This is a genomic window from Kitasatospora sp. NPDC056181 (assembly GCF_042266225.1).
Taxonomy (GTDB): Bacteria; Actinomycetota; Actinomycetes; order Streptomycetales; family Streptomycetaceae; genus Kitasatospora.
Map to the genome: position 1 here is coordinate 40,011 of NZ_JBHJUK010000004.1, position 14,055 is coordinate 54,065.

Here is a 14,055-nt window from a genome sequence, read left to right on the forward strand (position 1 = left end):
CAGGGGCGGTACCGGTGGCCGGTGCCGCCCCTCCGCCCGTCCGGGACGGGTCCGCCCGTCCGGGACGGGTCCTAGTACGGTGGGCGGCGAGGATCTTCGGAACGAGCGGCGACGAGGAACGGGAGCGGGCCCGATGGGTGCAGAGGTGCTGGTCCACCAGGACGGCGGCGTCGGGCGGATCGTGCTCGACCGGCCGCGGGCGCTCAACTCGCTGACGCACGGCATGATCACGGCCGTCCACGCGGCGCTGGAGGAGTGGGCGGCGGACGACACCGTGCGGGCCGTGGTGCTGACCGGCGCCGGCGAGCGCGGGCTCTGCGCCGGCGCGGACATCCGGGCGATCCACGAGGACGCCAAGGCCGGCGGGGCCGGTTCGCGGGCGTTCTTCCGCGACGAGTACCGGCTCAACGCGCTGATCGCCCGCTACCCGAAGCCGTACGTCGCGGTGATGGACGGCATCACCATGGGCGGCGGCGTCGGCCTCTCCGCCCACGGCGCCGTGCGGATCGTCACCGAGCGCTCCACCGTGGCGATGCCGGAGACCCGGATCGGCCTGGTGCCGGACGTCGGCGGCAGCCGGCTCCTGGCCCGCGCCCCGGGCGGGCTGGGCACGCACCTCGGCCTCACGTCCGCCTCGATGGGCCCCGGGGACGCGCTGCTCTGCGGCTTCGCGGACCACTTCGTCCACTCGGCGCGGATCCCCGCGCTGCTCGCGGACCTGACCGCGCGGCTCGCCGGGCCGGCCGTCGGGGCCGCGGCCGCGGTCACCGCCGCCGTCACCGCCCACGCCGAGGCCGCGCCGCCCGCCGCGCTCGCCGCGCAGCGGGCGTGGATCGACGCCTGCTACGGCGCCGACACCGCCGAGGAGATCGTCGCGCGGCTGCTGGACACCGGGCTCCCGGAGGCCAAGGAGGCCGCCGAGCAGGTGCTCGGGAACTCGCCGACGGCCGTCAAGGTCACGCTCGCCGCGCTGCGCCGGGCCCGCACGCTGCCGTCGCTGGAGGCGGTGCTGGACCAGGAGTACCGCATCTCCTGCGCGGCCCTGGCCGGGCACGACCTGGTCGAGGGGATCCGCGCCCAGGTGGTGGACAAGGACCGCAACCCGCGCTGGTCGCCCGCCGACCTCGCCGGGGTGTCGGAGGCGGAGGTCGCCCGTCACTTCGCGCCGCGCGGGGACGACGAGCTGGGCCTGGCCTGACCGGGCCCGGCGGTCCGGCCCCGCACGGCGGCGCCGGACCGCGGCGGCGGTGCCGGACCGCGGCGGCGGTGCCGCCCGTGACGACCGTCTCGCATGGCAAGACTGGCGCGAGCGGGGGTGCTTCGGAGATTGTTGGGCGGTCAGGGCGCACCGTGCACGGTGCCGAGCAGCGGAAATGGGAGTCAACGGCGATGACCGAGACCACCGAGACCTACGAGACGATCCTGGTCGAGCGCAAGGGCCGGGTCGGGCTGATCACCCTCAACCGGCCGGAGGCGCTCAACGCGCTGAACACCCGGCTGATGAACGAGGTCGTCGCGGCCGCCACCGCCTTCGACCGCGACCCGGAGATCGGCTGTCTCGTGATCACCGGCTCGGAGAAGGCCTTCGCGGCCGGCGCCGACATCAAGGAGATGCAGGGCAACCGCTTCCCCGACGTCTACCTGGACGACTGGCTGGGCCCGTGGGACCGGCTCGGCGAGCTGCGCAAGCCGGTGGTGGCGGCGGTGGCCGGCTTCGCGCTGGGCGGCGGCTGCGAGCTGGCGATGCTCTGCGACATCCTGCTCGCCGCGGACACCGCGAAGTTCGGGCAGCCGGAGATCAAGCTCGGCGTCATCCCGGGCATCGGCGGCTCGCAGCGACTGACCCGCGCGGTCGGCAAGGCGAAGGCGATGGAGCTCTGCCTGACCGGCCGGATGATGGGCGCCGAGGAGGCCGAGCGGGCCGGCCTGGTCTCCCGGATCGTCCCGGCCGACCAGCTGCTCGCCGAGGCGCTGGCCGTCGCCGAGAAGGTCGCCGCGATGTCGGCCCCGGCCGCCATCATGATGAAGGAGAGCGTGAACCGCTCCTTCGAGACCACCCTCGCCGAGGGCGTCCGCTTCGAACGCCGCCTGTTCCACGCGGCGTTCGCGACGGCCGACCAGAAGGAGGGCATGGCCGCCTTCGCCGAGAAGCGGCCGGCCTCCTTCACCCACCGCTGACCGGTCACGGGTAGCGGACGGCGGCCGGCAGGCTTCTCGGCTGCCGTCCGCCGGGCGCCGTCCGTTCGCCGGGCGCCTTCACGACCGCGAGCCGCCCGCCCGGACTGCCCGCTCCCCGGAGCAGCCGGAGCCACCGGGCGCCGGCCGTCCCACGGCCGGGGCCGCTCCCGGTCCGCCGCGCCTCGGTCCGCCGCGCCCCGGCCCCGCCCGTCACTCCTCGCTCACCAGCGCCGTGTTGAGCCGGGCCAGACCGCTGCGGGTCGCGGCCACCACGATCCGGTCGCCGGGCGCGAGGGCACGGGTGCGGTCGGGGTAGCTCCACCGGTAGGTCTGCGGGCTGGCGGCCAGGCGGACGGCGACCACGCGGACGCCGCCCGGGTCCTCCAGGTCGTGCCGGTTCATCCCGACCAGGCCGCCTCCCTCGTCGGCACGCAGTTCGGCGATCAGCAGCACGTGCCGGAACACCGACAGCGTGCCCAGCACCTCGCGCCCCATCAGGGCGGCGGCGAAGGCCGGCGCGGCCAGGTAGGACGTCGACCGGGAGGCGGCGTTGTCCAGCGTCGCGTACACGTGGCGGGCGAAGTTGTCGTCGAACAGGCGGACCACCACCCGCACGTCGGGCCGGCCGGCGCGGGCCTCCAGCGCGGCCTCCAGGTTGGTGGCGTCGTCCCCGCTGACCGCGACCACCGCCCGGCTGTGCTTCAGCCGGGCCCGGCGCAGCTGTTCCGCCAGCGGGCCGTCGTCGACGACCACCGGCACGCCGAGTGCGCGGACCGCGGAGATGCCGCGGGCCTGCGGGTCCCGCTCCAGGCCCACCACCGGCACGCCCAGGCCGTGGAGCTGGGCGACGACGCGAGTGCCGACGTTGCCCAGGCCGGCCACGATGACGTGGTCCCGGGTGCCCGCCCCGGGGTTGCGGGGCTGGCCGCGCCGGCCGGAGCCGAGCACCTCGACCATGATGGCGGTGGCGACCGGCGCGAAGGTGATGCCGCAGAAGGTGATCACCACCTGGGCGACCCGTTGCCAGAGGCCGCCGGTGCCAGCGCCCGAGGCCGCGTCGGAGGGCTGGTCGGGCTGGGCCGCGCCCGCCAGGTCGAGCAGCGCGACGTAGAGCGACCAGCCGAAGTCCCGGTTGAGGTACCAGAGCACTCCGAAGGCCATCAGCACCGCCGCGAGCGCGGTGATCAGCACCAGCCGGAGCCGGGCGCTGGTGAAGAAGCGCAGGGTGTCGAGTAACCGCCAGCGCAGTCGGCGCGCCCAGGAGATCCGGACCGGTGGTTCGCTGGGCAGGGTCTGCAGTGCGGCCACCCCGCCGGCCTCCTCGGGATCCGGCTCCGGCCCGGGCCCCGCCCCCTGATCCGGCTCCGCCCCCTGCCCCCGCTGCGCGGGCACTCCCCCGTCGGCCCTCCGGACCGGGCCGTCGTCGCCGAACTCGGAGGCCAGCCGGACGAAGGGGGCCGAGTCGCCCTCCTGCTCGGGCAGCAGCCGGATCCGGCTGACGTCCTGCCGGTCGATCTGGTCGGCGACGATGCAGATCCGGCCCGGGTCGATGTCGTCGTCGTAGGCGATGTGCAGGAAGCGGTCCCCGACCTGGACGGAGTTGGGGCGGGAGAGCGCGGCCGCGGCGAAGGCGGGTGCGGCGGTGGCGGAGCCGGAGAGCGCGGCGCCGTTCCTCAGCAGCCGTTCGATGTTCTCGCCGAGCCGCTGGTTGAACATCCGCAGCACGATGCGGATGTCGGGGTTGCGGTCCTGGGCGGTCAGCGCGGCGTGGATGTTCTCCTGGTCGCTGCCGTCGACCAGGGCGATCCCGCGGGCGGTCTCCACCCGGACGGCGCGCAGCGCCTCCTCCGTGATGCTGCCGGACTCGACCACGGCCGCCACCCCGGGCAGCCGTTCGATCTGCGGCGCGTGTTCGCGCGTGCGGTCCGGTACCAGCGCCACCACCGGGACCTCGTAGTGCTCCACGAGTTCGACGATCAGGCGGTGGGCGAGCGCGTTGCCGCCGCAGACGATGTAGTGCTGGCCGATGGGCTCGACCGGAGGGGTCCCCCACCCTTCAGAAGTCATATCGCCGGATGATATCGACAGCGCATGAGCAGAGGGTGTCCGCGGAGCGACTGAGGGGAGATCAGTTCCCCCTGCGACCCCGCCACTCGAACGGGCGTACCCGGCGGGCGGCCCGACCCTTCCGTGACGATCATGAGAGCGCCACCTGTCCGAGGCCCACGCCCGCCGCGGGCCGACGCCCCTTCAGGCCGACGCCCGGCCAGGGCCGCCCCCCGCCCGGGCCCACGTCCGTCACCCGTCAGGAGTACGCCACCGTGGTCTCCCCGATCATCACCCCCAACGGTTCCCCGGTCCAGGGCCCGCTCGCACAGCTCGCCAAGGCCGCCTGGCAGGTGCTGCTGTTCGCCGGGCTCGCCTCGCTCGCCCTCGGGATCGTCGTCTTCGTCTGGCCCAAGCAGACCCTCCTCGTGGTGGGCGTGCTGTTCGGCCTCTACCTGCTGATCATCGGGATCGTGCAGCTGGTCGCCGCCTTCGGCACGCACGCCACCACCGCGATGCGGGTGCTGGCCTTCATCAGCGGCGCGATCTGCGTCCTGCTCGGTCTGCTCTGCTTCCGCGACGCCGCCCGGTCGGTGCTGCTGCTGGCGATCTGGATCGGCATCGGCTGGCTGTTCCGGGGCATCACCCAGCTCGTCGCCGCGATCTCCGACGAGGCCATGCCCGCCCGCGGCTGGCAGGCCTTCGCCGGCGCGGCCAACACCCTGGCGGGCGTGCTGCTGATCGTCTGGCCGGTCGGGTCGATCACCGCGCTGACCGTACTGGCCGGGTGCTGGCTGCTGTTCCTGGGCCTGATCGAGATCATCACGGCCTTCCGGATCCACTCCCAGGCCAAGCGGATCCCGTCCGGCGTCTGACACCGGGAACCGCCGGGCCCGGGTCGGGAAGCCGGGGAGCCGGGGACTACGGCACGGGGGCGTAGCCGAGCCGGAAGCCGGCCGCGTCCAGGCGCTCCGGGGTGAGGCGGACGTCGGTCAGCCGCTCGGCGAGCGCGAACGCCGCCTCGGTGTGCAGCCGGGGCCCGGCGCCGACGGCATCCGGGGCCGGGTCCGGCGCCGCGTCCGCGTGCTCGTCGTCGGTGAGGTCGAAGCCGCAGTGCGCGAGCAGCTCAGCGATCCCCGGGGCCTCGGCGTCCTCGCCGTCGCGCTGGGTGGGGAAGAGCGGCTCGAAGTGCAGCCGGTTCGCCGCCCCCTCCTGCCAGTGGAAGCTGTCCACCGCGTTGCAGTTGCGGAAGTGCGAGACCAGTCGGGTGCCCTCGGCGAGCCGCGGCAGCGCGTCCCACAGCGAGCCCAGGTAGCCGTTGACCTCGACCGCGACGGCCCAGCCGTCGAACTCGGTGACGGCGACGAGCATCAGGTCCTCGTCGCCGTCCGGGGCGTGCTCGTCCTCGCCGTCGTCGAACGTCTCCCAGGCCTGGACCACCGCCGCCAGGCCGGTGACCGAACGGCCCGGGGCGGCGTCGAACCGGCGCAGCAGCTCGTCGGCGGAGATCCCCTGGACGTGCGTCAGGCAGTAGGCCTCGGCGAGCTCGGGGTAGCGCTCGTCGAACCAGGTGAAGTCGGTGGCGTGTGCAGGCATGTCAGGGATGCTGCCAGATCACACCGACAGCGCCGGCGCCGGGCGGTCCCTCGGTGCTGCACCGCCCGGTCACCGGTGCTGCAGCGCCTGGCCACCGGAGCTGGTCCGCCTGGCCACCGGTGCTGCACCGCCTGTCACAGCCAGGCCGGCGCGTCCGTCCCCCAGCGGCCCGGCGGGCGGGCCCAGTCGGTGGGGCCGCCCGCGTACGCGACCGGGGACAGGGCGTGGCGCAGCACGCCGTACGGCGAGCCGGTCTCGGTGATCCACCGCTCGGGCTCGTACGGCCGGTCGTCCAGCGGTGCGGCGGGCGTGATGCCGTGCTGGAGCCAGGAGGCGGTGCCGGCCAGGGAGTAGCGCAGGTGGCGGCCGCCGGGGCGGCCGGTGCGCTGCTCGGTGAGCGCGCGCAGGACGCCGGCGGCGATCAGGTAGCCGGTGCCGTGGTCGAGGGCCTGCGCGGGCAGCACTCCGGGGGGTCGGCCGCCTGGCACGCCGGCACCGCCGTCAGCGGCGTCGTCACCGTCACCGGCCTCGGTGACCGCGATGCCGACGCCCGCCTGGACCAGGCTGTCGAAGCCGCGGCGCCCGACCCAGGGCCCGGACCAGCCCCAGGCGTTGAGCTGGGCGACGATCAGGCCGGGCCGGCGTTCGAGCAGGGCCTCGGGGGCGAGGCCGTGGGCGTCGAGGGCACCGGGACGGTAGCCGGTGACGACGACGTCGGCGGTGGCGAGCAGCTCCTCGAAGGCGGCGCGGCCGGCCGGGTCGGCGAGGTCGAGGCGGGTGGAGCGCTTGCCGAAGCCGGTGTCGGCGTGGGCGTCCTCGGCCTCCGGCAGCCGGGTCGGGTCGATGCGCAGGACGTCGGCCCCGAGCAGCGCGAGGGTGCGGGTGGCGACGGGGCCGGCGATCACGCGGGTGAGGTCGAGGACGCGGACGCCGGCGGCGGGCAGCGGTGCGGCGGCCAGCGGACGGGCGGCCGTCTCGCCGACCACCCGGACCTCCACCAGGGGGTGGGTGGTGTCACCCGGCGGCACGACGGCGACGGCAAGCGCCCCCGCCTCGTACGCGCGCTCCTGGATCCAGGAGGCCGGGTGGTCGCGCAGCGTCCCGGCGAGCTGCTCGGGTCCGGTGTCGGCGGGCAGCCCGAGGGCGCCGAGCAGGCGGGCCCGGTGGTGCGGGTAGTTGGCGTGGGTGCGCACCCACCCGTCGGCGGCCGGCCAGAAACCGGAGAGCGGCGCGAAGCTGACCGGCGTGCGACCGTCGATCCGGAGATGGCGTTCGCTGACGAAGGCGGTGGCGACGGCACCCTGGTCGATCGACACCTCGGGGACGGCGCCGGTGCCCCGCAGCGCGGACAGCTCCGCGGCGGCCAGCGAGCAGGCCGCGACGGTGGCCCGGGCCAGCTGCCGGACGGGGAGCCGGGCGGGCAGGACGCCGTCGGGCCCGTGGAAGGAGACCCGCTCCAGCAGCCCGGCCGACCCGCCGAGGGCGGCCCAGGCGTGCGCGGTCGGCCCGTCGTGCGGGCCAGGCCCGTCGTCCGGAGCGGGCTGGTCGGACGGGGCGGGCTGGTCGGACGGGGGCATCGGACGCTCTGTCATGTCCGCATTCTGCTCCGCTTCTCAGGAGTTCGCCGTGACGCCCGCCACCTGCAACCGGCAGCGTCGCGGCGGCGACGGTCATCCGCCGGACGGCCCGCGGGGTCGGGGCGGAACGGCCGCCGAGGCCGCAGCCGGCGGGCGGTCCGGCCCGGCCCGGCCGTACACCACGGCGCGGGCCGTGCAGGGCGGCGCGGGCCCGTGCGTCGGGCGGGCCTGCGCGTCCGGCGGGCCTGCGCGTCCGGCGGGCCTGTGCGTCGGGCGGGCCTGTGCGTCGGGCGGGCCTGTGCGTCGGGCGGGCCGGGGGCGCACGCCTTTCCGGCCGCGGCCTCCCGGGCGGCGGATAGGGTGCGAACGGCGGGGGCCGGCCGCAGCCCCCGGACCGGCACAGGGAGGCCACGCCATGCAGAGCACCGTCCGCCGTCTCGACCTCGGCCACTTCGTCCGTCCCGCGTCCGAGACGGGCTGTCCGAACGCGGGCGGACCCACCGCCGGCGGGCCCGAGCCGCGCGTCGAGCCGGTCCTCGCCTACCTGGTGCGGCGGCCGGAGGGGCTGCTGCTCTTCGACACCGGGATGGGCGGTGGCGACCCGGAGACCGCCGACCCGGAGACGGAGGCCCACTACCGGCCGGTCCGGCGGCCGCTGCCGGAGGCGCTCGCGGCTGCCGGGGTCGCGCTCGCCGACATCGACCTGGTCGTCAACTGCCACCTCCATTTCGACCACTGCGGCGGCAACCCGCTGCTGGCGGGCACGCCGGTGCTGGTGCAGGCGGTGGAGCTGGCGACGGCCCGGCGCGGCGACTACACCTTCGACGCGTTGGTGGACTTCCCGGGCGCGGTCTACCGCGAGCTGGACGGCGAGGCGGAGGTCTGGCCGGGCGTACGGGTGGTGCCGACCCCCGGGCACACCGCCGGGCACCAGTCGCTGGTGGTCGAGCAACCGGACGGCGGCGCGGTGGTCCTGGCCGGCCAGGCCTACGACTTCGCCTCCGAGTACGGCTCGGCGGTGCTGGCCCGGCGGGCGGCCCGCGAGGGCGTCGCGCCGCCGCTGCCCGGCTACCGGGCGTGGGTCGACCGGCTGGCGCAGTTCACGCCGCGCCGGGTGCTGTTCGCGCACGACAACGCGGTCTGGGAGCCCGCCGAGTAGCCGTGAGCGCGCCGGCGCGGCGAACCGGCGCGAAGGCCCGGGGGACGGTGTCGGCGGGCGCTCGTGGCTCTGCCCCTCCCTGCACCGGGACGAAGGACCCCGGCCCGGGATCGGAGAGGCCCCGGCCCGGGATCGAAGGAATCCCGGCGCGGTGTCAGAACGCGAACCGCAGGGCGCGGACGCGGTTGTCGAAGCTGGACGGGACCAGCTCCGGTTCGCCGACCGAGCGGGCCTCGGGCAGGCGGGTGAACAGCTCGCGGTAGAGCACCTTCATCTCCTGCCGGGCGAGGTGCGCGCCGAGGCAGTAGTGCGGGCCGCCGCCGCCGAAGCCGAGGTGCGGGTTGGGGCTGCGGGTGATGTCGAAGGCGTCCGGTTCGGCGAAGACGGCCTCGTCGCGGTTGGCGGAGCCGAAGTAGAGCACCACCTTCTCCCCCGCGCGCAGCAGGGGCCCGTCGGGGCCGCCGAGCCGGTGGTCGACGGCCAGGGTGCGGCGGAACTGGATGATCGGGGTGGCGTGGCGGACGATCTCGTCCACCGCGCCGCCGAGGTGGCGGTCGAGGTCGCCGACCAGCAGGGCGCGCTGCGCGGGGTGGGCGGTGAGCAGGTGCAGACCGTGGGCGAGCGCGTTGCGGGTGGTCTCGACGCCGGCCACCAGCAGCAGGGAGAAGAAGGCGCCGAGCTCCCGCCCGGTCAGCCGACGGCCGTCGACGTCGGCGGTGACCAGGGCGGACACCAGATCGTCGGTGGGGCGGCGGCGGCGTTCGCGGCCGAGGTCGGCGACCATGCCCTGCATCCGGGCGAGCGCCCGCAGCCCGCGTCCGGGCATCCGGAGCCGGCTGCGCAGCGGGCGGGCCACGCCGGTGTGCTCGGAGGCGTGGTTGACCTGGTCGAGGATGGCGCGCCGCGGCTCCTCGGGAATGCCCATCATGTTGCAGATCACCTGGAACGGGAGCTCGGCGGCGACCGAGGTGACGAAGTCCTCGGGCCGCTCCCGCTCCACCCGGTCGACCAGGCGGGCGGCCACCTCGCGGATGTCGTCCTCGACCCGGGCGATCAGGCGCGGGGTGAAGGCGCGGGAGACGATCCGGCGCAGCTGGGCGTGGCGTGGGTCGTCCAGGTTGACCATCGAGTCGCCGAACAGGAACCGGACCCAGCGGGCGGGTTCGGGGGTGGTGACGCCGGGACCGCTAAGGAAGACGGCGGGGGTGCGGCTGGCCTCGACCACGTCGGCGTGGCGGACGAGGGCGTGGAAGCCCCGGCCGCCGGACCGGCCGCCCGCCGCCCGCTCGCCGAAGTACACCGGGCCGGGCAGCCGGCGCAGTTCGGCGAAGGCGGCGGCACGGTCGGGGGCCGGCAGTTGCCAGAAGCGGGGGTCGGCGAGGTCGGCGGCGGGGGCGTCGGATGCGGTCGTTGTGCCCATGCCGGGGCCTCCTGTCCTGTCGGTTCCCACATTTAGTCAGCACCGACAGGGATCGTGTCAAACCGCAACTATCGTCATACGGAAGGACTTTCAGACCCTGGCGTGCGAGGTGATGTCCGCGCCGAACTCCTCGATCATCGCCGGGGTGACGGTCGGCCGGGCCTGGGCGATGGCCGCCAGGTAGTCGGCGGTGCTCGCGCCGTCGTCCCCGGAGGCGCCGCCGTCCGTACCGCCCGCCGGGGCGCCGTACGAATCGCTGCCGCCCGCCGGGGCGCCGTCCGGTGCGACGAGGTCCCGCTCGAACGCGGACTGGGCGGCCACCCGGGCGGCGTGCTCGATGTCGGCCGGAGTGAAGAGTTCGCTCGCGCCGACCAGCGCATCGAGGTCCACGTCCGCCCGGCCCGCGGCGTACCGGGACCAGATCGCGGCCCGGGCGGCCGCGTCGGGGGTGCCGATCGGGATCAGGTAGTCGAAGCGGCCGGGGCGCAGGAAGGCCGGGTCCAGCGAGCGGATCGAGTTCGTGGCGCAGACCAGCAGCCGCTCCTCACCCTCGCGGAAGCCGGGGATGAGCTTCAGCAACTCGTTGGTGACGCCGTGCATGCCGCCCTGGGCACCCTCGGTGCGGACCGGGGCGATCTCCTCCACCTCGTCGATGAAGACCAGCGCCCGCTCCAGTCGCCCGATCCGGGCGAAGGCGTCGCGCAGCGCGGCCGCCAGGTTGCCCTCGTCGGCCAGCCGGGACGGCAGCAGCTCGACGAACGGCCAGCCCAGCCGGGAGGCGATCGCCCGGGCGAAGGTGGTCTTGCCGGTCCCGGGCGGCCCGAACAGCGCGATCGCCCGCGGCGGGCGCACGCCGTGCCGGGCCGCCCGCTCCGGCTCGGCGAGCGGGAGGACCACCCGGCGCTCGATCAGGTTCTTCTCGGTCTCCATGCCGGCCACCTTGGCCCAGAGGTCGCCGGGCAGCAGCCGGCCGCCCAGCTCCTCCAGCAGCCCGCCGGCCGCGCCGGCCGGCGGCTCGTCCTTCTCGAAGTAGGCGGCCGCCGGGCGGCGGGTGTAGCCGGCGTTGTGCAGGCCCTCGCCGAGCAGCTCCTCCTCCGGCAGCACGTACGCGATGCGGCGCACCCGGCAGGCCACCAGCCGGCGCTCCAGCTCGCGCAGCAGCGCGCTGGCCAGGCCGCGGCCTCGCCAGCCCGGGGCGATCGCGATGCGCATCACCCAGGCGCGCTCGCCCGCCACGGTGGCGAGCGCGGCGCCGATCGGCTCGCCCTGGTGGACGGCGACCACGGCGGGCTGGCGGGAGGTCAGCGCGCCGATGCACTCCGCGAGGGAGAACACCGACTCCTGGCCCAGCCCGGCCGTGGTGTCGATCAAGTGGACCACCGCCGCGAGGTCGTCCTCGCGGTAGTCGTGAATGAGCCAGTGCACCGGCCGGCCCGCCTCTCCGTTCCCCGCCGGCTCCGGGCCGGCCGCCCGACCGGCGGCGCTGCGCCGCACGGTGCCCGAACGGTACGGGCGGGTCCGGACGCCGGTCCCGTGCCGGAACGGACAACCCGGGCCCCGGCAACCGTACGAACCGCCTCTACCGCCGGGGACCGTGAAGAGCACCGCCCGGGGGGAGGAGCCGGGGCGGTACCGGGGCGGGGTACCGGGCCGGCCGCCCGGCGCCGGAGGGTGTGAAGGCGCGGTCCGCGGTCCGGCAGGGGCGGGCGAGCGGAACGGACGGGACGTCAGGGGTGTGCGGGGCATCCGGCGCGTTCGGGGCCGGGCATGCTCTCACGGGGCGGAACCGGCCAATACCCGAGGGGGCGGTACGGACCGGGCGAGGCGGGTGCGACGATGAGTGTCATCGTGATGACCGACCGGATCCGCTCGCTGCGCGCCGTGGTCTTCGCCGCGCTCTGCGTGGCGCTGGCCGCCACGGCGCACGTCGCCATGGCCGGCTCCGGGGTCTCCGCGCCGGTGCTCGCGGGCGCGTTCGCGGTCACCCTCGGCTTCACCTGGCTGCTCGCCGGACGGCGGCGCGGCCCGGGGCTGATCAGCGCCTGGATGGTGGCGGCGCAGACCGCGCTGCACCTGACGTTCGAGCAGGCCGGGGCGCTCGCCTCCGGCAACGGACTCGTGCGACTCGCTCCGACGGACTGGGCGGCGCTCCTGCTCTGCAACCCGGACCGGGCGCCCGCCGGGCTCTCGCCGGCCGACCTGGCCCGGATGGCCGGCATCGATCCCGACGTCCCGCCGACCGGGGACCTCCGGCCGTCGGCCGGGGCGCACCACCTGGCCGCGCACGGTGGCACCGCGTCCGCCGGTCCCGCCGGGGCCGCCGACCCCGGGATGGCCGGCATGCCCGGGATGCCGGGCGGGTCCGGCGGCACGGGGCTGTCGGGCGGGGCGGGGATGCCCGGTGGTTCGGGGATGTCCGGTCACGACATGGCGGCACACGGCATGTCCGCCGGGATGATCGCCGCCCATCTGCTCGCCGCGCTCGCCTGCGCCCTGCTGCTCTGGCGCGGCGAGACGGCGCTGGCCCGGCTGTTCGAGCTGCTCGGCGCGCTCGGCGCCGTGCTGGCGGGAGTGCTCCTCGCTCCCCTGCTCGCCCTCTGGTCCCGGCCGCACGGCTACCGGCCGCCGGTCCCGCCCGGACCCGCAGCCCACCGGGTGCGCCCGCCACGGCTGGTGCTGCTCTCGCACGCCCTGATCCGCCGCGGCCCGCCGTACGCCGCCCCCGTCTGCTGACGCGCCCGCCGTCCGACACCCGATGCCGACACCGGCGTCCGCTGCGCGGTGGGCAGGTCGCCCTGCGCCGTGCCGTGGCCGATCGGCCACGCCGCCAGGGCCCGGGTCCGCGTACGCCGACGCCCCCGCCGGGGCGCCACCGCGTACGGGCCGGCCCCACCGACGCCGAGCGTGTCGCCCGCAGCGGCACCGCTCCCAGCCCTCCCCTCAGGACCTTCCATGCCTGACCACGACGGCGCACCGGCCTGCTCCGGCGCCACCGTCCTACCGCACCGGCCCGCCGCTCCCCTGCCCGGGACGGCCGGCCGCCGCGGACCCGTCCGCTCCGACGCCCTGCCCGCCGAGGCCCTGCCCGCCGAGGCTCGCGAGGAGCTTCGCCGACCAGTCCGCCGACGGGCCTCCGGCCCCGGCTCCCGTCACCGCACCGCGCAACCGTTCAGCGCGGTCCAGCCACTCCCGGCAGGCCCCGCACCGGGCCACGTGCTTGTCCAGCCGCCGGTCCGGCAGACCGGCCGGCTCACCGTCGATGCGGGCGGAAAGAGCGGTGCGGAACTGGACGCATCTCATCCGACCATCGTCCCGCATCGCCCGGCGCGGCGGACCGGCCGGGTGGGCGCGACCGCAGCCGCCGCCCGGGGAGGCCGACGTGGATGACGAACAGCTGACGGCGCTGGCCCTGTCCGCCCGGGAAGGCCGGGCGGCCGATGTCGAGGCCTTCGTCCGGGCCACCCAGCGGGACGTGTGGCGGTTCGTCGCCCACCTCACCGACGTGCAGTCGGCCGACGACCTCGCACAGGAGACGTTCCTGCGCGCCCTGCGCAGCCTGCCCGGGTTCGCCGGCCGCTCCTCGGCCCGGACCTGGCTGCTGTCGATCGCCCGGCGGACCGTCATCGACCGCTACCGGACGGCCGCCGCCCGGCCGCGCTGCGCCGCCCTGCCGGACTGGCAGGAGGCCGCCGAGCGGCAGGGCACCGCGCCCGCCTCCGGGTTCGAGGACGGGGTCGCGCTCGGGGACCTGCTCGACCGGGTGCCCGCGCAGCGCCGGGAGGCGTTCGTGCTCACCCAGGTGGTCGGGCTCAGCTACGCCGAGGCCGCCGAGGTGGCCGGCTGCCCGGTCGGCACCGTCCGTTCCCGGGTGGCACGGGCCCGCGAGGAGCTGATAGCCCGGCTCCGGGCGGCCGAGCGCGGCGAGGCTCCCCCGCCCGGCCCGGCCGCCGAGCTGGCGGCCGCCTGCTGACCGCCACCCTCCGGCCGGAGACGACCGGCTGGTGACGACCGGCAGGTGACGACTGGCAGGTGATGGCGTCGCCCGACGGCATCGCGCGGTGACGGCCGGGCCTGGTTGT

12 protein-coding genes are annotated in these 14,055 nt (G+C 76.2%); 6 read left to right on the forward strand and 6 right to left on the reverse strand.

Going from position 1 to position 14,055, the window contains the following annotated elements; genetic code table 11:
• Positions 1 to 133: 133 nt before the first annotated feature.
• Both ACFC1F_RS03180 and ACFC1F_RS03185 read left to right on the forward strand, forming a co-directional pair.
• Entirely contained in the window at positions 134 to 1,198 is a 1,065-nt protein-coding gene (locus ACFC1F_RS03180; RefSeq protein ID WP_376155268.1) for an enoyl-CoA hydratase/isomerase family protein, read from the forward strand.
• A gap of 191 nt (positions 1,199 to 1,389) precedes the next feature.
• A complete protein-coding gene (locus ACFC1F_RS03185; protein ID WP_376155269.1) occupies positions 1,390 to 2,178 on the forward strand; it encodes an enoyl-CoA hydratase in 789 nt (262 codons plus the stop codon).
• 210 nt (positions 2,179 to 2,388) lie between these two features.
• On the opposite strand, the gene ACFC1F_RS03190 is transcribed toward ACFC1F_RS03185, so the two are convergent.
• Positions 2,389 to 4,245, reverse strand: a complete 1,857-nt coding sequence (locus tag ACFC1F_RS03190; RefSeq protein WP_376155271.1) for an NAD-binding protein — start codon at positions 4,243 to 4,245, stop codon at positions 2,389 to 2,391.
• Between the two features lie 254 nt (positions 4,246 to 4,499).
• Here ACFC1F_RS03190 and ACFC1F_RS03195 point away from each other — a divergent pair, with 254 nt between their 5' ends.
• Positions 4,500 to 5,099, forward strand: coding sequence for an HdeD family acid-resistance protein (locus ACFC1F_RS03195; RefSeq protein ID WP_307852883.1), 600 nt, complete (start codon positions 4,500 to 4,502; stop codon positions 5,097 to 5,099).
• Positions 5,100 to 5,145: 46 nt separating this feature from the next.
• Here the strand turns inward: ACFC1F_RS03195 and ACFC1F_RS03200 are convergent, their stop codons facing one another.
• Both ACFC1F_RS03200 and ACFC1F_RS03205 read right to left on the reverse strand, forming a co-directional pair.
• Positions 5,146 to 5,820: a DUF6461 domain-containing protein gene (locus tag ACFC1F_RS03200; protein ID WP_376155272.1), complete on the reverse strand. Its 675-nt coding sequence runs from the start codon at positions 5,818 to 5,820 to the stop codon at positions 5,146 to 5,148.
• Positions 5,821 to 5,954: 134 nt separating this feature from the next.
• A complete protein-coding gene (locus tag ACFC1F_RS03205) occupies positions 5,955 to 7,412 on the reverse strand; it encodes a CoA transferase (protein WP_376155274.1) in 1,458 nt (485 codons plus the stop codon).
• 400 nt (positions 7,413 to 7,812) lie between these two features.
• Between ACFC1F_RS03205 and ACFC1F_RS03210 the strand changes: the two genes are divergently transcribed.
• A complete protein-coding gene (locus ACFC1F_RS03210; RefSeq protein ID WP_376155276.1) occupies positions 7,813 to 8,556 on the forward strand; it encodes an N-acyl homoserine lactonase family protein in 744 nt (247 codons plus the stop codon).
• Between the two features lie 154 nt (positions 8,557 to 8,710).
• On the opposite strand, the gene ACFC1F_RS03215 is transcribed toward ACFC1F_RS03210, so the two are convergent.
• Positions 8,711 to 9,976 carry a cytochrome P450 gene (locus ACFC1F_RS03215; RefSeq protein ID WP_376155278.1) on the reverse strand — a complete coding sequence of 422 codons (1,266 nt, stop codon included), beginning with the start codon at positions 9,974 to 9,976 and terminating at the stop codon, positions 8,711 to 8,713.
• A gap of 90 nt (positions 9,977 to 10,066) precedes the next feature.
• Positions 10,067 to 11,401 carry an ATP-binding protein gene (locus ACFC1F_RS03220; protein ID WP_376155279.1) on the reverse strand — a complete coding sequence of 445 codons (1,335 nt, stop codon included), beginning with the start codon at positions 11,399 to 11,401 and terminating at the stop codon, positions 10,067 to 10,069.
• 411 nt (positions 11,402 to 11,812) lie between these two features.
• Between ACFC1F_RS03220 and ACFC1F_RS03225 the strand changes: the two genes are divergently transcribed.
• A complete protein-coding gene (locus tag ACFC1F_RS03225) occupies positions 11,813 to 12,709 on the forward strand; it encodes a hypothetical protein (RefSeq protein ID WP_376155280.1) in 897 nt (298 codons plus the stop codon).
• Between the two features lie 264 nt (positions 12,710 to 12,973).
• Here ACFC1F_RS03225 and ACFC1F_RS03230 read toward each other — a convergent pair whose 3' ends face one another.
• Entirely contained in the window at positions 12,974 to 13,276 is a 303-nt protein-coding gene (locus tag ACFC1F_RS03230) for a zf-HC2 domain-containing protein (protein WP_376155282.1), read from the reverse strand.
• A 79-nt stretch (positions 13,277 to 13,355) separates the two neighbouring features.
• On the opposite strand from ACFC1F_RS03230, the gene ACFC1F_RS03235 reads away from it, so the two are divergent.
• Positions 13,356 to 13,946 (forward strand): sigma-70 family RNA polymerase sigma factor, encoded by a 591-nt coding sequence (locus ACFC1F_RS03235; protein WP_241002464.1) that lies wholly within the window; start codon positions 13,356 to 13,358, stop codon positions 13,944 to 13,946.
• The last annotated feature ends 109 nt before the right edge of the window (positions 13,947 to 14,055 follow it).

What these genes read in the sequence shown, in the direction of transcription:
- ACFC1F_RS03230 (WP_376155282.1), bottom strand. Translation starts at nt 13,276, where the DNA reads ATGAGATGCGTCCAGTTCCGCACCGCTCTTTCCGCCCGCATCGACGGT.
- ACFC1F_RS03185 (WP_376155269.1), top strand. Translation starts at nt 1,390, where the DNA reads ATGACCGAGACCACCGAGACCTACGAGACGATCCTGGTCGAGCGCAAG.
- ACFC1F_RS03215 (WP_376155278.1), bottom strand. Translation starts at nt 9,976, where the DNA reads ATGGGCACAACGACCGCATCCGACGCCCCCGCCGCCGACCTCGCCGAC.
- ACFC1F_RS03180 (WP_376155268.1), top strand. Translation starts at nt 134, where the DNA reads ATGGGTGCAGAGGTGCTGGTCCACCAGGACGGCGGCGTCGGGCGGATC.
- ACFC1F_RS03225 (WP_376155280.1), top strand. Translation starts at nt 11,813, where the DNA reads ATGAGTGTCATCGTGATGACCGACCGGATCCGCTCGCTGCGCGCCGTG.
- ACFC1F_RS03190 (WP_376155271.1), bottom strand. Translation starts at nt 4,245, where the DNA reads ATGACTTCTGAAGGGTGGGGGACCCCTCCGGTCGAGCCCATCGGCCAG.
- ACFC1F_RS03210 (WP_376155276.1), top strand. Translation starts at nt 7,813, where the DNA reads ATGCAGAGCACCGTCCGCCGTCTCGACCTCGGCCACTTCGTCCGTCCC.
- ACFC1F_RS03205 (WP_376155274.1), bottom strand. Translation starts at nt 7,412, where the DNA reads ATGACAGAGCGTCCGATGCCCCCGTCCGACCAGCCCGCCCCGTCCGAC.
- ACFC1F_RS03200 (WP_376155272.1), bottom strand. Translation starts at nt 5,820, where the DNA reads ATGCCTGCACACGCCACCGACTTCACCTGGTTCGACGAGCGCTACCCC.